The sequence below is a fragment of the Salinibacterium hongtaonis genome (genome assembly GCF_003065485.1).
Classification (GTDB): Bacteria; Actinomycetota; Actinomycetes; order Actinomycetales; family Microbacteriaceae; genus Homoserinimonas; species Homoserinimonas hongtaonis.
In genome coordinates, this window is record NZ_CP026951.1 from 71,086 (window position 1) to 89,597 (window position 18,512).

At 65.0% G+C, this 18,512-nt stretch carries 17 protein-coding genes and 1 tRNA gene; 11 read left to right on the forward strand and 7 right to left on the reverse strand.

All coding sequences use genetic code 11. The features are described from left to right. Positions 1-39 precede the first annotated feature (39 nt). The 5 genes from C2138_RS00360 to C2138_RS00380 all read left to right on the forward strand — a co-directional run bounded on the left by C2138_RS00360 (position 40) and on the right by C2138_RS00380 (position 4,835). The gene (locus C2138_RS00360) at positions 40-909 is read left to right on the forward strand and encodes an alpha/beta fold hydrolase (protein WP_108514619.1); all 870 of its coding nucleotides are present in this window, start codon (positions 40-42) and stop codon (positions 907-909) included. A 99-nt stretch (positions 910-1,008) separates the two neighbouring features. Beyond that, entirely contained in the window at positions 1,009-2,058 is a 1,050-nt protein-coding gene (gene lplAB, locus C2138_RS00365; RefSeq protein ID WP_108514621.1) for a lipoate-protein ligase LplAB, read from the forward strand. Continuing rightward, positions 2,055-3,107 carry a FecCD family ABC transporter permease gene (locus C2138_RS00370; protein WP_233245522.1) on the forward strand — a complete coding sequence of 351 codons (1,053 nt, stop codon included), beginning with the start codon at positions 2,055-2,057 and terminating at the stop codon, positions 3,105-3,107. The genes lplAB and C2138_RS00370 overlap by 4 nt, the downstream gene beginning before the upstream one ends. Beyond that, entirely contained in the window at positions 3,107-3,889 is a 783-nt protein-coding gene (locus C2138_RS00375; RefSeq protein ID WP_108518633.1) for a heme ABC transporter ATP-binding protein, read from the forward strand. Before C2138_RS00370 ends, C2138_RS00375 begins: the two co-directional genes overlap by 1 nt. Before the next feature lie 61 nt (positions 3,890-3,950). Then, complete coding sequence (locus C2138_RS00380) at positions 3,951-4,835, forward strand: DNA-methyltransferase (RefSeq protein ID WP_108514623.1); 885 nt, start codon at positions 3,951-3,953, stop codon at positions 4,833-4,835. A 36-nt stretch (positions 4,836-4,871) separates the two neighbouring features. Here the strand turns inward: C2138_RS00380 and C2138_RS00385 are convergent, their stop codons facing one another. The 5 genes from C2138_RS00385 to C2138_RS00405 all read right to left on the reverse strand — a co-directional run bounded on the left by C2138_RS00385 (position 4,872) and on the right by C2138_RS00405 (position 10,751). Continuing rightward, complete coding sequence (locus C2138_RS00385; protein WP_108514625.1) at positions 4,872-5,894, reverse strand: LacI family DNA-binding transcriptional regulator; 1,023 nt, start codon at positions 5,892-5,894, stop codon at positions 4,872-4,874. A gap of 42 nt (positions 5,895-5,936) precedes the next feature. Beyond that, complete coding sequence (locus tag C2138_RS00390) at positions 5,937-7,358, reverse strand: GH1 family beta-glucosidase (RefSeq protein WP_108514627.1); 1,422 nt, start codon at positions 7,356-7,358, stop codon at positions 5,937-5,939. Further along, positions 7,359-8,264, reverse strand: a complete 906-nt coding sequence (locus C2138_RS00395; protein WP_108514629.1) for a carbohydrate ABC transporter permease — start codon at positions 8,262-8,264, stop codon at positions 7,359-7,361. Beyond that, positions 8,261-9,298, reverse strand: a complete 1,038-nt coding sequence (locus C2138_RS00400) for a carbohydrate ABC transporter permease (RefSeq protein WP_108514631.1) — start codon at positions 9,296-9,298, stop codon at positions 8,261-8,263. Before C2138_RS00400 ends, C2138_RS00395 begins: the two co-directional genes overlap by 4 nt. 148 nt (positions 9,299-9,446) lie before the next feature. Further along, entirely contained in the window at positions 9,447-10,751 is a 1,305-nt protein-coding gene (locus C2138_RS00405) for an ABC transporter substrate-binding protein (protein WP_108514633.1), read from the reverse strand. A 274-nt stretch (positions 10,752-11,025) separates the two neighbouring features. Here C2138_RS00405 and C2138_RS00410 point away from each other — a divergent pair, with 274 nt between their 5' ends. After that, a complete protein-coding gene (locus C2138_RS00410) occupies positions 11,026-11,874 on the forward strand; it encodes a M15 family metallopeptidase (protein ID WP_108514635.1) in 849 nt (282 codons plus the stop codon). Here the strand turns inward: C2138_RS00410 and pgm are convergent. Then, positions 11,856-13,694 carry a phosphoglucomutase (alpha-D-glucose-1,6-bisphosphate-dependent) gene (gene pgm / locus C2138_RS00415; RefSeq protein WP_108514637.1) on the reverse strand — a complete coding sequence of 613 codons (1,839 nt, stop codon included), beginning with the start codon at positions 13,692-13,694 and terminating at the stop codon, positions 11,856-11,858. The two genes, C2138_RS00410 and pgm, sit on opposite strands and share 19 nt — an antisense overlap. Positions 13,695-13,728: 34 nt before the next feature. Here pgm and pheA point away from each other — a divergent pair, with 34 nt between their 5' ends. Together pheA and C2138_RS00425 are read left to right on the forward strand one after the other, a co-directional pair. Then, the gene (gene pheA, locus C2138_RS00420; protein WP_108514639.1) at positions 13,729-14,676 is read left to right on the forward strand and encodes a prephenate dehydratase; all 948 of its coding nucleotides are present in this window, start codon (positions 13,729-13,731) and stop codon (positions 14,674-14,676) included. A gap of 37 nt (positions 14,677-14,713) precedes the next feature. Further along, positions 14,714-15,247, forward strand: a complete 534-nt coding sequence (locus C2138_RS00425; protein WP_108514641.1) for a hypothetical protein — start codon at positions 14,714-14,716, stop codon at positions 15,245-15,247. Here C2138_RS00425 and C2138_RS00430 read toward each other — a convergent pair. After that, positions 15,244-16,209: a diacylglycerol/lipid kinase family protein gene (locus tag C2138_RS00430; protein WP_108518635.1), complete on the reverse strand. Its 966-nt coding sequence runs from the start codon at positions 16,207-16,209 to the stop codon at positions 15,244-15,246. The genes C2138_RS00425 and C2138_RS00430 overlap by 4 nt on opposite strands. A 42-nt stretch (positions 16,210-16,251) precedes the next feature. On the opposite strand from C2138_RS00430, the gene serS reads away from it, so the two are divergent. The 3 genes from serS (at position 16,252) to C2138_RS00445 (ending at position 18,502) form a co-directional block, all read left to right on the forward strand. After that, the gene (serS, locus tag C2138_RS00435) at positions 16,252-17,520 is read left to right on the forward strand and encodes a serine--tRNA ligase (protein ID WP_108514643.1); all 1,269 of its coding nucleotides are present in this window, start codon (positions 16,252-16,254) and stop codon (positions 17,518-17,520) included. After that, positions 17,517-18,356: an HAD family hydrolase gene (locus C2138_RS00440; RefSeq protein ID WP_233245523.1), complete on the forward strand. Its 840-nt coding sequence runs from the start codon at positions 17,517-17,519 to the stop codon at positions 18,354-18,356. Before serS ends, C2138_RS00440 begins: the two co-directional genes overlap by 4 nt. A 58-nt stretch (positions 18,357-18,414) precedes the next feature. Beyond that, positions 18,415-18,502 (forward strand) — tRNA-Ser (locus tag C2138_RS00445). Positions 18,503-18,512: the final 10 nt, after the last annotated feature.

Sequence of the window (18,512 nt, forward strand, 5' to 3'; positions counted from 1 at the left end):
GGCTCTACACTGGAACACCACTATGACGGAGGAGTCACCGTGATTCGCTTCACCGCCGAACGCAAGGATCGCAGCTTCGTCGACCCCGAGGGCGTGGAGATCCACTTTTATCAGTGGAAGGTCGGAACACCGCGGGCCATCGTGCAGATCGCCCACGGCCTAGGCGACCATGCCCTGCGCTACGAGCAGGTCGCGCAAGACTTCGTGGCCGCCGGCTACACGGTCTATGCCGACGACCACCGAGGCCACGGCCGCACTGGAGCAACTCAGTGGCCGGGGGAGCCAGAGAAGATGGGCCGCCTCGGGCCCGGCGGGTTGCGGGCCACCGTCGCCGACGTTCGCCAGATGACGGCCATCATCCGCGCCGAGAACCCCGGCGTTCCCGTGGTGATGGTGGGCCACAGTTGGGGATCGCTCCTCGCGCAGATCATCCTCAACGAGCATTCCGAAGACTTTGACGCAGTCGTGCTGAGCGGCAGCGCATTGCGCACGTTCCGCCACATGAACGGCGGCAAGCTCAACGCAAAGCACGCCCATCTCGGAACCACGGGCAATGAGTGGCTCAGCCGCGACCCTGCGGTGGCGGCGGCATTCTCCGACGACCCCCTCGCGTTTGCGGCATCGGCAATCAAACAGCTGGGCCTGCGCGACAGCCTCCGACTGATGGGCAAGCCCGCCCGCGACCTTGCTCACGACGTTCCCCTGCTCATCCAGGTGGGCAGCGACGACAGCTTTGGCGGTGAGCGCAGCGCCGAACTCTTGGCCGAGGCCTACATCACACGCTCGGGGCTTACGGACGTCGAGCTCATCGTTTACCTCGAAGCGCGGCACGAGATCTTCAACGAGACCAACCGCGACGAGGTCATCGCCGACACCCTCGAGTGGCTGGATGCTCGCATCCCGAGCTAGACGTCACCGACCGCTGCCCCTCTGCGCGCGGGGCCGTCGTGCGCACGAGCGCCGCGCGCCAGTTAGGCTTGCCTAAGCAAAGAGCGAGGAGGACCCGGCATGCACGGGGAGTACAAGGTACCCGGTGGCAAGCTTGTTGTCGTCGACCTCGATATTGAGCAGGGCCGCATTGCTAACTTCCGGCTCGCCGGTGACTTCTTTCTCGAGCCAGACAGCGCCCTCGACGACATTAACGCCGCAGTTAACGGCATGCCAGAGTCCAGTGATTCGGCGAGCATCGCAACCGCGATCAGCCGGGCCCTGCCCGATGGCGCGCAGCTCTTGGGTTTCTCTCCCGAGTCGGTGGCCATCGCCATCCGCCGGTCCCTCTCGAAGGCCAGTAGCTGGACCGACTACGACTGGAAGCTCATCCACGGCGAAGCGCTGCCGCCTCGCCTGCACCTCGCTCTCGACCAGGTGCTCACAGAAGAAGTGGGCGAGGGCCGCCGCGGGCCGACTCTGCGCATCTGGGAGTGGAACGAACCGGCCGTCGTGATCGGCAGCTTTCAGTCCCTCAAGAACGAGGTGGATCTCGCCAACGCCGAGAAGTATGGCATCGACGTTGTGCGCCGGATCAGCGGTGGTGGCGCCATGTTCATGGAGGCCGGCGGAATCATCACATGGTCGCTCTATGTGCCGGGCGATCTGGTGCAGGGCCTCACGTTCGCCGATTCGTATGCGTTCCTCGATGAGTGGGCCGTGACGGCGCTCAAGTCCCTCGGCATCGACGCGAGCTACCAGCCGCTCAACGACATCACGAGCCCGTCAGGCAAAATTGGCGGAGCTGCCCAGAAGCGTCTCGGCAATGGCGCCGTCCTTCATCACGTGACCATGAGCTACGACATGGACCGGGACCGCATGGTCGAGGTTCTGCGCATCGGCCGCGAGAAGATGAGCGACAAGGGCACCAAGAGCGCCAACAAGAGGGTCGACCCGCTCAAGACGCAGACGGGGCTGAGCCGTGACGCGATTATCGAGCGGATGGTCGACACGTTCCGCGGACTGTATGGCCTGACGCCCGACGAGATCACGCCCGACGAGATGGCCAAGGCCGAGCAGCTGGTCACCGAGAAGTTCGCCACCGATGCGTGGCTCAAGCGGGTGCCGTGAACGAAAAGACTCGCACGCGCCGCAGAGGCGTGGTGCTCACCCTTGTGCTCGTTGTCGCATTGCTCGGCGGCGTTCTGCTGTCGGCGATGCTCGGCCAGCTGCCCGTCACCCCTACCGAGGTGATCGGCTCGATTCTTCAGGCGATGGGAATCCAGAACGAATGGGCTCCCACCGACCCCATCGTTGAAGCCACCCTGTGGGCGGTGCGGTTCCCGCGCATCGTCATGGGCCTCGTCGTCGGTGCTGCGCTGGCGGTTGCCGGTGCCGTAATGCAGGCGATCTTCGGCAACCCGCTGGCCGAGCCCGGCGTCGTTGGGGTGTCATCCGGTGCCGCCCTTGGCGCTGCCGCCGCGATCGTCTTTGGGCTCACGGCCTTTGGCGGATGGATCGTGGCCGTTATGGCATTCGCCACAGGCCTGTTGTCGGTGCTGCTGGTGTACTTTGTTTCTCGCTCGAGCGGCCGCACCGAGGTTGTCACCCTGCTGCTCACCGGAATCGCGATCAACGCGTTCGCGGGGGCGGGGCTCGCCATGCTCATGTTCGCCGGTGACGCGTCGAGCCGTGAACAGATCGTTTTCTGGCAGCTCGGTTCGATGAATGGCGTTCGGTGGAACGAGGTCGCGATCGTTGCGCTCGTCACAATCGCCGGCATCATCGGCGCGATGTTCGCCGCCCGTCGCTACGACCTGCTCGCGCTCGGTGAGCGCGCCGCCAAGCATCTCGGCGTCAATGTGGAGCAACTGCGTGTCGTATCGATCGTGCTCGTTGCCCTGCTGACGGGTGTCGCGGTCGCCTTCTGCGGCATCATCGCGTTCGTCGGCCTGGTGGTGCCCCACATCATCCGTATGGCTATCGGCCCCGCTCACCGGCCGCTCATCCTGGCCAGCGCCATCGGCGGCGGTGTTCTGTTGGTCTTCGCCGACATCCTGGCGCGCACCCTCATCTCGGGGGCTGACCTGCCCATCGGCATGCTCACGTCGCTCGTTGGCGGGCCGTTCTTCTTCTACCTGCTCTACCGTGCCCGCAAGCAGAGCGGGGGGTGGGCGTGATGGCGGCCAACTCTGTGACGGTCTCGGCCCGCAGCATTGGGGTCACGATCGACCGTGCCACGCTGCTGCGGGATGTTTCGCTCGATATCCGCGGCGGCGAAGTCTTGGCCCTGGTGGGGCCCAACGGTGCGGGCAAGTCGACCCTGCTCGGCGTGCTTTCGGGCGACCGTGCCCCTGCCGAGGGTCGGGTCGAGTACGACGGGCGCGATGTCGCCACGCTCAAGCATCTTGAGCTGGCTCAGTTGCGCTCGGTGCTCACGCAGGAATACTCGGTCAGCTTTCCATTCCGCGTTCGCGAGGTCGTTGAGATGGGGCGCAGTCCCTGGTCTCGCGTGACGGATATCGATAACGATGACGAGGTCATCGACGCGGCGCTTGCCTCAACGGACGTGACGCACCTGGTCGATCGCCGCTTCACCTCCCTGTCGGGTGGTGAAAAGGCGCGGGTGTCGCTCGCTCGCGTTCTCGCCCAGAGCACCCCCGTCGTCTTTCTCGACGAGCCCACGGCCGCCCTGGACCTGCGTCACCAAGAAGATGTGATGCGGGTCGCCCGCCGACTCGCTTCGGAGGGGCGCGCCGTCGTGGTTGTGCTTCATGACCTCTCGCTCGCGGGAGCGTATGCCGATCGCATTGCCCTGCTCGCGGACGGGCGCATGGTTACGGTCGGCACCCCTGCCGAGGTTCTCACTGCGGATCTCGTGCGCAATGCCTATGGGCTCGAGGTGCAGATTCTGCATCAACCCGAGACGGGCCGCCCCATCGTGCTGCCCGTACGGCACTGACCTGCCCTCTCCCGCGGGCTCTCGGCACGAGAGCGGTGCCAGCGGGTGGGAGGATGGTGCCATGACCGCCTGGACCCCCGATTGCCCGAACCGGGTGATGCAGGGCGACAACCTCGAGCTGATCGCCGGGCTCCCCGATGGCGCATTCACCCTCGTTTACCTCGACCCTCCTTTCAACACCGGTCGGAGTCAGACCCGTCAGACAACGACGAGTGTGCGCAGTGCCGAGGGTTCCGTTCGCGGCTTTAAGGGCCAGAACTACGAGCGCATCCGCGGCGATCTCATGAGCTACGACGACCACTTCGAGGATTACTGGTCGTTTCTCGAACCACGACTCATGGAGGCCTGGCGCCTCCTCGCCGATGACGGCACGCTCTATCTGCATCTCGATTACCGCGAGGCGCACTACGCCAAGGTCATGCTCGATGCCCTTTTTGGCCGCGATTGCTTTCTCAACGAGATCATCTGGGCCTATGACTACGGGGCCAAGTCCAAGAGCCGGTGGCCCACAAAACACGACACGATTCTCGTCTATGTGAAGAATCCGGATGCTTACCACTTCGATTCCGAGGCGGTCGATCGCGAGCCCTATATGGCGCCGGGCCTTGTGACCCGCGAGAAGGCGGAGCGAGGAAAGCTGCCGACCGATGTGTGGTGGCACACGATCGTCTCGCCCACCGGCTATGAGAAGACCGGCTATCCCACTCAGAAGCCCGAGGGCATCCTTCGCCGCATCGTGCAGGCGTCGTCACGGCCGGGAGACTGGGTCATCGACTTTTTCGCCGGAAGCGGCACGACGGGGGCAGTTGCCGCGGCCCTTGGGCGCAAATTTGTGCTCGTGGACCGCAGTGATGAATCGATGGCGGTCATCCGCGCCCGCCTGGAGAAGGCCTCCGTCGAGGTCGAGTTCGTGGGCGAAGCCGTCGCCAAACCCGCGGGCGCATAGGCGCTGCGCGACCCAGCGGCCCCTGCCCGACCTCGTCTAGACCGACTGGCGCTCGATCAGGTGTGTGGGGATGATCGTGCGGCGAGGCACGTCCTCCCCATTGATGAGCCGCACCACAACCTCGGCGATGGCCGATCCTTGCCGCACCGACGGCTGGTCGATCGTTGTGAGCGGCGGCAGCGAGTTTTGGGCGTAGTAGTCGTTGTCGATGCTGACGATGCCGATGTCTTCTGGCACGCGGAGGCCGTGCTCGCGCAGCGCCACCAGCGCTCCTGAGGCCATCTGCGCGCTCGCGGCGAAGAGCCCATCGATTGGTTGCCCGCGATCGAGGAGCCGGCGCATCGCCTGTTCGCCGCCACTGGGGGAGAAGTCGCCCTCTTCGTGAAGCGAGGCGTCGAGCCCGGCCGCCTCGAGAGCCTCGCGCCAGCCCTGAGTACGGTCGATGCCGGAGGCCATGTCGTGGGGTCCGCTGATCGTGGCGATGTTCTTCTTGCCGTGATCGATGAGGTACTGAGTGGCCTCACGAGCGGCGGCAACGTTGTCGACGTCCACGAAGTAGCTCTGCGAGCTGTCCTCGCTCATGGGGCGGCCACCGAAGACCACGGGCATGCGCTGTGACAGTTGCACATAGGAGCTGTCGTCGCTGTGATGCGAGAGGATGAGCGCCCCATCGACGTTGCCGCCCTGCAGGTATCGCCGGGTCTTCTCCGACTCGGTCTCGGAGGCGATGAGCAGGCTGAGCGTGTACTCGGTGTCGGCCAGGTACATCGCGGCACCCTGGATTACGGACGCAAAATAAGGGTCTGCGAAGAACTTGGCCGTGTTCTCGGGGATGACGAGGGCGATCGCGTGAGTGCGACGGCTCGCCAGCGACCGAGCCGCACGGTTGGGCACATAACCGAGGCGGTCGATTGCCGCGGTGACCGCAGTGACAACCTCAGGTGTGACATTGGGGCTCCCGTTGACCACGCGTGAGACCGTTGAGCGTGACACCCCGGCGAGCTCCGCCACTCTCTCGAGTGTGGGAGCGCTTGCCGCGGAGGCTTCGCCGATGCTCATGACGCTGCATCCTTTTCGGTCAGGGTGGTGCTGGGTGCCAGTCTAAGCATGGACGCTCGTGTGCTCCGCGATGATGCTGGCGTACTCGAGCCCGCTGTCTTTAATTGTGCGCACCTGGGTGTCGTAATCCACGTGCACGATGCCGAACCGCTTGTCGAATCCCCACGCCCACTCGAAGTTGTCGAGCAGCGACCAGAGAAAGTATCCTCGCACGTCGGCGCCGTCGGCGACAGCATCGTTGACGGCCTCGACATGTGCGCGAATGTAGGCGGCGCGCTCCGGGTCAGAGACCCGGCCATCGATAACGACGTCGCCATCGTAGGAGGCGCCGTTCTCGGTGACATAGAGCGGGGGCAGCGTGGGGTACTGCTGCGTGAGCCGCACCAGGAGGGTGCGCAGCCCCGAGGGGTTGACCTCCCATCCCATCGCAGTGCGGGGCAGGTCGCGGCTGGGAAAGGTCACGTATTCCGACCCGACGAAAGGCGATGACTTGAGGCTCGGCGTCGGCTGCAACCCAGCCGGAGTGCCCGCGGGCAGCGGATGACCGCTGACATTGTCGTCGTGGTAGTGGTTGACGCCCAAAAAGTCGATGGGTGCCGAGATCGTCTGCAGATCGCCGGGGAGAATCAGCTCGGCGAGCCCGTAATCCCGCACATCATCGAGAAGGTCCACGGGGTACGCGCCGAGCAGGATCGGCTCGAGGAACATGCGGTTCCATAGCGCGTCGATGCGGCGGGCGGCCTCGAGATCGACGGCATCCGTCGGGTCGTTGGGCACCGCGTTGGTCAGGTTGAGCGTGATGCCGATCTCGAGGGGCTGCGCCGCCAGCTCCCGAAGGGCCGTTGTGGCCAGCCCGTGGGCGAGGTGCTGGTGGTGCACTGCGGCGAGGGCAGCACGGGGATCCTGCAGACCGGGGGCATGCTCGCCCGCCGCATAACCGATGAGGGACGAGCACAGCGGTTCGTTGAAGGTGGTCCAGTGGTCGACTCTGTCGCCGAGCACCTCATGCACCGTCGCCGCGTAGTCGCGGAAGCGGTAGGCCGTGTCGCGGTTAGCCCAACCGCCCTTCTCCTGCAGAGCCTGCGGCAGGTCCCAGTGATACAGGGTGAGCCACGGAAGGATGTTTGCGTCGAGTAGTTCGTCGACCAGGCGGCTGTAGAACTCGAGGCCCTTTTTGTTGACCTCGCGGTCTCCGGGCTTGATGCGGGCCCAGCTGGTGGAGAACCGGTAGGACTGCAGCCCGATGCGCTTCATCACCTCAACGTCGGCCGGCATGCGGTTGTAGTGGTCGACCGCGACCTCGGGGGTGTCGCCCTGGGCGATGGCGCCGGGAACGCGAGCGAAAGCATCCCAGATCGAGTCTTCTTTGCCGTCGTTGTGGGCGGCGCCTTCGATCTGGGCGGCCGCAGTGGCCGAGCCCCACACAAAGTTGTGGGGGAGGTGGGTGATGAGTGTCTGAGGCATTTAGCCCTTCACTGCTCCTTGCATGATTCCAGAGATGAGCTGCTTGCCGGCGATGATGAACAGCACGAGCAGGGGGAGTGTCGACAGCACCGCGCCGGCGAGCACGATGGAGAAGTTGACGTAGTAGCCCGACTGCAGTTGCGAGAGCGCCACCTGCAGGGTGGGGTTGTTGGGCAGCACGAGCATGGGCCAGAGAAAGTCGGTCCACGCGGTCATGAAGGTGAACAGGCCCAGGATGGCCATTGCGGGCCGAGCCGCGGGAACCCCCACGTGCCAAAAGGTGCTGATCATGGATGCACCATCGACCCTGGCGGCCTCGATCAGCTCGTCGGGAATCACATCCACCAGGTATTGCCGCATGAAGAACACGCCGAATGCGGTGACCAGCGTGGGCACGATCACGGACCCGATCTCGCCCGTCCAGCCCCACTGACGCATCAGGATGAAGAGCGGGATGATGCCGAGCTGAGTCGGGATCGCCATCGTGGCGATCACGGCCACCATGAGCCAGTTGCGGCCGCGAAAGCGCAGTTTGGCGAACGCGTAGCCCGCGAGCGTGGAGAAGGTGACGACCGAGAACGTGATGACGGATGCCACGATGATGCTGTTGGCGAGGGCCTGCCAGAACGGCACGGCATCGAACACGGTGAGGGCGTTGCTCCAGAAGTTGCCGCCGGGGATCAGCGGAGGCCATGGAGTGCCCAGGGCGCTGTTATCGCGGGAGGCGATGACGAACGACCACCAGAACGGGTAGGCCGAGCCGAGCAAGACCACGATGAGGACTGCATAGACGAACCAGCCGGGTCGGCGATCAAGGCCTACGGCCCTGCGGCGCCGGGGAGCGGCCGGGGGTCGAGGGGCTGCGGGCGGTGCCGCTGCGGCGGGGGGCCTGACGGTGGTGGTCATAGCTTCGCGTCCTCTGCGATGGTGCCGGGTGTGGTGACAGCCGCCTCGATCTGGGGGGCCTGCGCTTCTCGCATTTCGGCGAGACGCTTCTTCGTGCGCCGCTTGCTCACCCTGACCTCGGCCGAGCCGATGCGCTGCGATAGCCCGAAGTTGATGAGGCCGATGACGATGATCAGCAAGAAGAGAATCCAGGCGATGGCAGCTGCCTCGCCAAAGTCTTGGCGGAAGAACGCCATCTCCCATAGATAGAGCACGGTCGTTTGGAACTGCCGATGGGCCCCGCCGATGCCGCCTGCGGTCGACGGGTCGAACAGCTTGGGCTCGGCGAAGATCTGCAGGCCGCCGATCGTGGCGGTGATGATGACGAAGATCATGGTGGGGCGGATGCCCGGCAGGGTGATCGAGAAGAAGCGGCGGAACGCGCTGGCTCCGTCGAGGGCGGCCGACTCGTGCAGATCGCGCGGGACCGCCTGCATCGCGGCGAGCAGGATGAGGGCGTTGTAGCCGGTCCAGCGCCAGTTGACCATCGTCGCGATTGCCACGTGGCTGGCGAAGGTGTCTTGATGCCAAGCGATGGGATCCATCCCAAAGTTCTTGAGCAGGTTATTGATGAGGCCGTACTGGTCGCCGAACAGGTTGCTGAAGATGATCGCGACGGCAACGGGGGTGACAACGTAGGGCAGCAGCACGCTCATGCGCCAAAACGTCTTGCCGCGGATATTGCTGTCGAGTACCGCGGCGAGGAACACGGCAACCGTGAGCTGCGGGATGGCCGAGAGCAAGAAGATGCTGAACGTGTTGAAGAGCGAGTTCCAGAAGAACCGGTCTTGAAGGATGCTGACGAAGTTGGTGAGGCCGATGAACTCGCCCTGACCTTTGAGCAGGTCCCACTCGTGGAGCGAGACGACAAAGGTGTAAATGAGGGGGTAGAGGCCGGTCGCGGCAAAGAGCACGAAGAACGGGGCGATGTAGAGGTAGGGGGAGACCTTGACATCGAGACGGCTAAGTCGCTGGCGGGGGGTGAGATTGGTCATCGTCTGCCCATTCGTTCAGGCGGTCCGGGCCGGGGGTGCCGGTCGACGTGCCGTGGAGGGTGTGCACCGATCGGTGCGAAGGAGAGGGGCGTGTGGCCTCCGGCTCCGGGTTACCGGAGGCCACACTGTGGGGGTGTTGGTGGTGCTGTTACTTCACGAGCTCCTCGAGCAATGTCAAGGCCTCTTGCCACGCCTGCTCGCCGTTCGAGTTGCCAGAGTCAAGCGACTTGATGGCAGGTCCGAAGACGTTCTCCTGAATGAGCGAGTCCTTCGGGCCCTTGAACTGAGCCTTTACGCCCTCAGCGCGCGAGGCGAGGATTGTGCCGACGGGGGCGTCGTTGAAGAACTCGTTGGGCGTTCCGCCCGTCGCAAGTTCTTCCTGCGCCTCTGTCGTGGACGGGAAGGCGCCAGCGGCCTCGAACTGCTTGAGCTGCTGCTCGGGAGCGGTCAGCCATGCGGCGAGGGCTGCAGCCTCTTCCTGGTGCTTCGACGAGGTCGCAACCGAGAGGAATGCTCCACCCCAGTTGCCAGCGCCGCCGGGGAATACGTCGGCGAAGTCCCAGCCGGAGGTGGCGTCTCCGCCGCCCTTCTCGACCTGCTCCTTGACAACGCCAAGCATCCAGCCGGGGCAGACGAACGTTGCGAACGTGCCGTCAACGAATGCCTTGCCTCCGCCCCAGTCCCACTGGGACTGGTTGGCGGAGAGTCCGCCAGCTGCTGCATCGGCCAGCTCGAGGAACGCGGCCTTCATCTCGGCGTTGTCTTCGATGTTGAGCTCACCGTCTTCGGTGTAGTAGCCCTCGGGCATCTGGTTGACGATTGCGTTCCACACGAAGCCGGACTGGTCGTACCAGGCCTTGCCCGTTGCCGCCTTGTACTGGTTGCCGACCTCGTAGAACTTGGCCCAGGTCGCGTCGTCGCCGCCGAGCAGCGTCGCAACGCCCTCGCGGTCTGAGGGCATGCCCGCTGCCTCGAGAAGCGTTCCGTTGTAGCAGACGCCCGTCGGGCCGATGTCGGTGCCGTAGCCGATGACGCGGCCGTCGGCGTCGGTGCCCTGGTCGAGCTTCCAGTCGACCCAGCGGTCGGCAATGTCTGCCGCGCCAAAGTCGTTGAGGTCAACAAACTGGTCGGAGACCTCCATGACGGAGCCGAGCCAGCCTTCTTCGATCGCAACGATGTCGCTGAGTCCGCTGCCTGCGGCGATCTTGGTGAACGCGTCGGTGCGGGCGTTTCCACCCGTGTCGATGTTGGTCGCCTTGATCTTGATGCCGGGGTTGGCCTTCTCGTACTCCTTGTAGAGGTCGTCGTAGCCGAAGGTTCCGAACGTGGTGATGCTCAGTTCGATGTCTTCGTTCTCGCCGCCGGGGGATGCCGAGCATCCCGCCGCGACAAGGGCAAAAGCTGCTGCGCCAGCGACGGCGGCAACAGCGGTGGTGCCTCGTGAAAGCTTCACGGTCACTCCTTTGTGTGCGTGGTGGGTGTGGGTGTCCGCGGGGCGCCAGGTGGGTAGTCGTGGGAGCGCTCTCACGAATCGCCTTCACCCTAGGCAGACCGCGAAAGCGTGTCAATACTCAATCCTCTAGCCGGAGAAAAATCGCAGGTCAGAGCACCATAACAATTTGGGAGCGCTCCCACGGGGAGCCGCGCCGGGGGACAAATCGCCCATCGCGAGCGATCGGGCCGCGCCCGTCGGCGCCGCCGCCAGTTGAGCCAATAGGGTGGAGCCCATGGTTCCCGACCGGCGCAAAAACGACGTCTATCTCAGGCGACGAATTGTGGTCGGCATCGGCGCGCTCGTCGCCCTCGGACTCGTGGCCTCCGGAGTTGCCATTGTCACGGCACCTCGCGCACCCGATGCCGCCGCTCCCGCGTCTACGCCGCCAGCATCCGCCTCCCTTTCGGAGGTCCCGGCGGAGAGCGTGAAGCCCGCCCCGAAGCCCACCCCCGAGCAACCCGAGTTCGACAAGGCGGCCCGATCGATCGACGACCCCGCCAGCATCTGGGTCGTCGCCAATAAGACTCGACCCCTCTCGCCCCTCAGCTTTGCGCCTGCCGACCTCGTCACGGCCAAGGTGCCATACACGGCCAACGCCGTGCTGCGCGCAGAGGCCGCCGCCGCGATGGAGCAGATGTTCGCCGCGGCGCAGGCCGAGGGCGCGGGATCCCTCATGCTTCAGAACGCCTACCGCTCGTATGAGACCCAGGTGTCGCTGCACAACTCCACGGTCGCTCGGCTGGGAAAAGACAAGGCTCGCGCCCAGAGCGCGATTCCCGGGTACAGCGAGCACCAGACCGGGTTGTCGGCCGACATCATGTCGTCGCCCCAAGTGTGTTCGGTTGAGGCCTGCTTCGGGCAGACACCCCAGGGCATATGGCTCGCAGAAAACGCCTGGCGCTTCGGGTATCACTTGAGATACCCGGCCGATAAGACCCCCGTCACCGGCTACATCTACGAGCCGTGGCACTACCGCTACATCGGCGTCGAACTCGCCACAGAGATGCGCAACAAGGGCATCACGACGCTCGAAGAGTTCTTTCGGCTACCGCCGGCCCCCGACTACGCGCCGGGGGTCTGACCGGGGGTATCTACCTCTTCGTCAGGGTCCACTTCTTCGTCAGCGTCGACCTCAGCGATGTCATCGACCTCATCGGCGTCGGAAAGTTCGGCGTCGGAAAGCTCGGCGTCGTCAAGCTCCGTGTCGTCGTCAAGCTCCGTGTCATCGGAATCGCCAGCGCCGGCAGCGGCGAGCGTCGCGTCGACAATCGCTTTGGCCTCCTTCTGCACCTCGGCCAAGTGGTCGGGGCCAGCAAAGGATTCCGCATAGATCTTGTAGACGTCTTCTGTGCCGCTCGGGCGAGCGGCGAACCAGGCCCGCTCCGTAACAACCTTCACCCCGCCGATGCTCGCACCGTTGCCGGGCGCCTCGCTGAGCTTGGCAATGATCGGGTCGCCCGCGAGCTCATCAACCGTGATTGCATCACCGTCGAGCTGTGCCAGCGTGGCCTTCTGCGCCGGAGTCGCGGCAGCATCCACCCGCTCATAGGCGGGGTCGCCGAACTCGTCAACGAGCTCCGCATACAGCTGCGAGGGGGTCTTGCCCGTGACGGCAAGAATCTCACTCGCCAGCAGGCACATGACGATGCCGTCCTTGTCGGTGCTCCAGGCGGTGCCGTCCTTGCGCAAGAAGGAGGCGCCTGCGCTCTCCTCGCCGCCAAACGCGACGCTGCCGTCGAGCAGGCCGGGCACAAACCACTTAAAGCCAACGGGCACTTCGAGCAGTTCCCGTCCGAGCGATTCGGCCACCCGGTCGATCATGGCGCTCGACACGAGAGTCTTGCCGATCGCGGCATCCTCTTTCCACTCCGGCCGGTGCGTAAACAGGTACCGGATGGCCACGGCGAGAAAGTGGTTGGGATTCATCAGGCCGCCATCGGGCGTGACGATGCCGTGCCGGTCGGCGTCGGCATCATTGCCCGTAAGAATGTCGAAATCATCCTTGCGAGTCAGAACCGAGGCCATCGCCGAAGGCGACGAAGGGTCCATGCGAATCTTGCCGTCCCAGTCGAGCGTCATGAACGACCAGGTCGGGTCGACGATGGGGTTCACGACCGTGAGGTCGATGCCATAGCGATCCCGGATCGCATCCCAGTAGTTAACGCTGGCGCCGCCGAGCGGGTCGGCGCCGATGCGCACGCCTGCCTCGCGGATCGCATCGAAATCGATGATGCTGCCGAGGTCATCCACATAGTTCGTGCGGAAGTCGTAGGTGGCGATCGCCGTCGGCTCTGCCATGAGCACCTCGGCGTTGCCGCCAGCCAGGATTTCGTTGGCGCGGTCGGCGATCCACGACGTCACGTGGCTGTCGGCCGGGCCGCCGTGCGGCGGGTTGTACTTGAATCCGCCGTCGCGGGGAGGGTTGTGGCTGGGGGTAATGACGATGCCGTCGGCGAGACCCGGCCCGCTCGGCTTGGTGCGACCTCCACCATTGCGGTTGGCAGGCCCCGTGCGGTTGTAGGTGAGGATCGCGTGCGAGAGCGCAGGTGTTGGCACGTAATCGGCGAAGGTGTCGACCCGGACATCGACCTTGTTGGCGACCAGCACTTCGAGGGCCGTGGTCTCGGCAGGGCGCGAGAGCGCGTGGGTGTCGCGGCCAATGAATAGGGGGCCGGTGATGCCCTCTTTTGCTCGGTAATCGACGATCGCCTGCGTTATCGCGGCGATGTGCTGCTGGTTGAAGGCGGTGTCGAGAGACGACCCTCGGTGGCCAGAAGTGCCAAAGGCAACCCTCTGGGAGGGGATCGAAACATCGGGGGTCAGGGCGTAATACGCATGGATTAACTCCGACACCTCGACGAGGTCATCGGGCATGGCGGGGGTTCCAGCTCGGTGGTTCACAACTAAAGACTCTCCCACAAATAGACTTTGTGCCATGCCAGATTCCCCGCGCGAGCAGACTTACAGCTATCTGGGACCTGCGGGAACCTTCACCGAGGCGGCCCTCGCCCAGGTGCCAGAGGCTCAAGGCAAGACCTGGCGAGCCGTGAACAACGTCGGCGAAGCCCTCGGAGATGTGCTCGAAGGGCGCAGTGTTGCCGCCATGATCGCCATCGAAAACTCCGTGGATGGCGGTGTCAGCGCCACTCAGGATGCTCTCGCAACGATGACGGGGCTCCGCATCGTTGGCGAATACCTCGTCTCGGTGAACTTTGTGCTCGTCGCCCGCCCGGGAACGACGCTGGCGGATGTCCGGGTCATCAATGCACATCCTGTCGCCTACGCGCAGTGCTCCCGCTGGCTCGGAGCCAACCTGGCCAGCCACGGGCACATCCCTGCCACCTCAAATGTTGCCGCTGCGGCATCCCTCTTCGACAATGCTCAAGCGAACGCTGCAATCGCCCCGCCAGGAATTACTGCCCACTACGACCTCGATGTGCTCGCGGAGGGTATCGGCGACAACCCCAACGCGGTGACCCGCTTCGTGCTCGTGAGCCGCACGGCCCCCGTTCCCGAGCGCACGGGGTCTGACAAAACGAGCATCATCGCCGAGCTGCCCGACAACAAGGCCGGCCGGCTCCTCGAAATGCTCGAGCAGTTCGCCACCCGGGGTGTGAATATGAGCCTGATCGAGTCGCGGCCCATCGGTGACGAGCTCGGCCGCTACCGATTCGTGATCGACCTTGAAGGTCACATCCTGGATGAGCGGGTCGCAGATGCGCTGCTGGGACTCAAGCGGTTCAGCCCCAATGTGATTTTTCTCGGGTCATATCCGCGGGCCGATCGTGCGCGCCCGACCGTGACGCCACGCTACGAAGATGCGGCGTTCACCGATGCGCGTGACTGGCTTCGCGGGCTCATTGCGGGAGAACCCGCAGCATAAGGTCGACACGCGGGGGCTAAGCCGTCACAATGGCGCCATGCCCGAGCAGACGACGCCTCCGATCGACCCCCGGTTCGATCCGCTGTTTCAGCGCGGATATGCCGACAGCCCGAGTCACGCCGCTGACCAACGGTGGGGCCTCGGGGTCGCCAGCGCCGCCGCTCACCGGCCCGCCCAGGCCCAGCCTGCCCAGCCAGTTCAGGCGCAGCCAGCACAGTCAGCCCAGCCTGCCCAGTCTCAACCGAAACCGGCCCCGCCAGCAGCAGAACCGGCCGCGCCCGTTGTGACCGCGTCAGCCCTCGGCGATGAACCCGTCACGCGCACGTCGCTGCGCAATCCGTTCGTTTATGTGCTGGCCGGCGCGAGCATCCTTCTGTTCGTTTCTGCGGTGACCATTCTCGTGCGCGCCGCCGAAATGCAGACCACGGGTATGGTGGAACAGCAGGACATCGTGATGCAGCAGCTCGCGTGGAGCCTGGCGCCGCCCATGCTCAATGGCGGAGTCATTGGCATAGTCGCCGTGCTGATCTACCTTGCCTTCGCCTGGCAGCGAGAGGCGACCCGTCGCTAAGCGGGCACGCGGATCTTCATCGAAAGCGGGTCGACCCGCGCCTTAAGGGCGACCGCCGTGCCGAATGGGTCACCGTCGAGCTCGAACTCCTCCGGGCGGCTGAGTCGCGCCACGAACTTCTTGCCCCGCATATAACGAAGCGTGCGCACCTCTTTGGTGTACGAGAGCATCTTGCGCCCCACCTGGCTGCGCCGCAAAACACCGTTCTCCCACACGACCTTGACCCAGATCTGCACCCAGCCGATGAGGCCCTGTGGGCGAAGCGCTACGACATCGAGAACGCCATCGTCGACGAGCGCATCGGGCAGCAGCAATAGGTTTCCCGGCAGGGTGCCGCAGTTGCCGATGAGCACGGTGTGAGCCGTCATGGCCCGAGGGGTCGACCCGTCCACGCTAAACCGCAAGCGGATGCGGCCGTTGCCTTTAAGGGAGCGGGCAATCGCATCGACGTAGGCGAGCCATCCGACCCGCTTTTTGAGTTCGGGGTTGGTGTTCTGCAGCATCTGGGCGTCGAGGCCGACGCCGGCCATCACGAGAAAGGTGAAGGATTCGCGCGTGCCGTCGGCCCGTTCGGCTTCGACGATGCCCACGTCGATAGTGCGGTCCTCTCCCGTGAAGGCGGTAGTCACCGACTGGGCGAGGTCGAGGGATAGTTCGAGGTTGCGCGCGAGCAGGTTGCCCGTGCCAGAGGGCAGCAGACACAGCGGCACGTCGGTGTTGTGAAGGCCCTGCGCCACACAGCGCACGGTGCCGTCACCACCAGCGGCGAGCACAACGGTGGCTCCCTGCGCGATCGCCTCAATGGCCTGGCTGGTGCCGGGCTCATCTTCTGTTGTGGCGAACCACAGGGTTTCACCCCAGCCCTCTGCCTGCTGGGCATCGGCGATGAGGGATCGGAGGGCATCTTCGTCCACTTTGATCGGGTTGTAGACGACAGCGGCACGTTTCTCGGAGACGGTCACATGAGCCACGGTAGGGCATGCGAGGCCGAATAGACTGGAGGAGTGATCGACCCGCAGCTGCTTCGTGAAAACCCCGACGCCGTCAAAACCTCCCAGCGCGCTCGTGGCGCGTCCGTCGAGCTTGTCGATGCGGCCCTCGAGGCCGATGTTCGGCGCCGCTCCGCGATTGCTGAGTCGGAGACTCTGCGCGCCAGCCAGAAGGCGCTCGGCAAGCAGGTCGCCCAGGCCAAGGGCGACGAGAAGCAGGCGCTGCTCGCCGAGGCGCAGCAGCTTGCCGCTCGGGTCAAAGAGCTGACCCAGGCAGCGGCGGATGCTGAGGCCGACTTCACGAAGACCGTTGGCGCCATCCAGAACCCCATCATCGAGGGGGTGCCCGCCGGTGGCGAAGAGAACTTTGTGACCCTTCGCGAGGTCGGCGAGAAGGCCACATTCGACTTCGAGCCGCGCGACCACGCCGAGCTCGGCGAGATTCTGGGCGCCATCGACATCCCCCGCGGCGTGAAGGTCTCGGGCAGCCGCTTCTACTTTTTGCGCGGCAACGGTGCGCGCCTCGAACTCGCGCTCATGAACATGGCCCTCGACAAGGCCATCTCCGAAGGCTTCGTTCCCCTCATCACCCCCACGCTTGTGCGGCCGGAGATCATGGCGGGCACCGGGTTCCTGGGCGAGCACGCCGACGAGATCTACTACCTGCCCGCCGACGATCTCTACCTCACGGGCACGAGCGAGGTAGCGCTCGCCGGGTACCACTCCGACGAGATCATCGACCTCGCGGACGGCCCATTGCGCTACGCCGGGTGGTCGACCTGCTACCGCCGCGAAGCTGGTTCCGCTGGCAAGGACAACCGCGGCATCCTGCGCGTTCACCAGTTCAACAAGCTTGAAATGTTCAGCTATGTGCTGGCGGAGAATGCCGAGGCGGAGCACGACCGCCTCGTCGCCTTTCAGGAGGCGATGCTTCAGGCGTGCGAGCTCAGCTACCGCGTTATCGACGTAGCGGCAGGCGACCTGGGCTCCAGCGCCGCCCGCAAGTTCGACATCGAGGCCTGGGTGCCGACGCAGGGAACCTACCGCGAGCTCACGAGCACCTCGAACTGCACGACCTACCAGGCGCGCAGGCTCGATATCCGCACCCGCACGGAGTCGGGCAAGACCACGCCCGTCGCCACCCTCAACGGAACCCTCGCGACGACGCGCTGGTTGGTTGCCATCCTCGAAACGCATCAGCAGGCGGATGGTTCAGTGCGCGTGCCCGAAGCGCTGCGGCCCTACATGGGCGGCCTCGAAGTATTGGAGCCGGTGCAACGGTGACCGACGTAACGGCCCCTCGTTTCGGCGCGGCGCATCCTGAACCATGGCTCGTCGCCCTCGATATCGACGGCACGATCATGCTTCAGGACGGCGTTATCACCGAGGCGGTGAGCCGGGAGGTGGCGCGGGCGCGCGACCTCGGCCACGAGGTGATGCTCGCCACGGGGCGTGCCGTCTCCATGACCCTGCCTGTCGCTGAGAAGCTCGGCATTCAACCCGAATACTTGGTGTGCTCCAACGGCGCGGTCACGATGCGCCGCGACCCGGAAGCTCCGCTCGGCTACACCCGTGCCCACGTCGAAACGTTTGACCCCAGTGTTGTGCTCACGGCACTCCACGAGCGGCTCGCCGGGGCCAGCTTCGCCCTCGAAGACGAGCACGGTCACTACCGTTACGTCGGCGAGTTCCCCACGGCATCCCTGGGCATCTCGAGCGAACGAGTGGAGTTCGACGAGCTTCTCGGTGTCGAGGCGACGCGCCTGGTGGTGCTCTCGCTTGAGCATGACCAGGAGGAGTTCCTGGGCATTGTCGAGCAGATCGGTTTGCACAAGGTCAGCTACAACATCGGCTGGACCGCGTGGCTCGACATCGCGCCCGACGGCGTGAACAAGGCAACCGGCATGGAGCGCGTCCGCGAGTGGCTCGACGCCCCGCAATCGCGTGTCATGGCGGTCGGCGACGGGCGCAACGACATAGAAATGCTCGAATGGGCCAGTGTTGTGGGCCGCGGCGTCGCTATGGGGCAGGCGCCGGATGAGGTCAAGGCTGCGGCCAACGAGGTCACGGCCACGGACCACGAGGACGGCCTCGCTGCCGCGCTCGCCACGCTGAACTGAGGTGGGCGGAGCGGGTTGCGTGCGCGCATCCGTTAGAATCGTGGCCGGGGATTCCCCTGGAGGGCTGTCCGAGCGGCCGATGGAGCCAGTCTTGAAAACTGGTGGGCAGAAATGTCTCGTGGGTTCGAATCCCACGCCCTCCGCCAAGCCTTGTCA

Coding starts and splice junctions, on each gene's coding strand:
- lplAB (WP_108514621.1), top strand. CDS start 1,009: ATGCACGGGGAGTACAAGGTACCCGGTGGCAAGCTTGTTGTCGTCGAC.
- C2138_RS00375 (WP_108518633.1), top strand. CDS start 3,107: ATGGCGGCCAACTCTGTGACGGTCTCGGCCCGCAGCATTGGGGTCACG.
- C2138_RS00380 (WP_108514623.1), top strand. CDS start 3,951: ATGACCGCCTGGACCCCCGATTGCCCGAACCGGGTGATGCAGGGCGAC.
- C2138_RS00385 (WP_108514625.1), bottom strand. CDS start 5,894: ATGAGCATCGGCGAAGCCTCCGCGGCAAGCGCTCCCACACTCGAGAGA.
- C2138_RS00390 (WP_108514627.1), bottom strand. CDS start 7,358: ATGCCTCAGACACTCATCACCCACCTCCCCCACAACTTTGTGTGGGGC.
- C2138_RS00395 (WP_108514629.1), bottom strand. CDS start 8,264: ATGACCACCACCGTCAGGCCCCCCGCCGCAGCGGCACCGCCCGCAGCC.
- C2138_RS00400 (WP_108514631.1), bottom strand. CDS start 9,298: ATGACCAATCTCACCCCCCGCCAGCGACTTAGCCGTCTCGATGTCAAG.
- C2138_RS00410 (WP_108514635.1), top strand. CDS start 11,026: ATGGTTCCCGACCGGCGCAAAAACGACGTCTATCTCAGGCGACGAATT.
- pheA (WP_108514639.1), top strand. CDS start 13,729: ATGCCAGATTCCCCGCGCGAGCAGACTTACAGCTATCTGGGACCTGCG.
- C2138_RS00425 (WP_108514641.1), top strand. CDS start 14,714: ATGCCCGAGCAGACGACGCCTCCGATCGACCCCCGGTTCGATCCGCTG.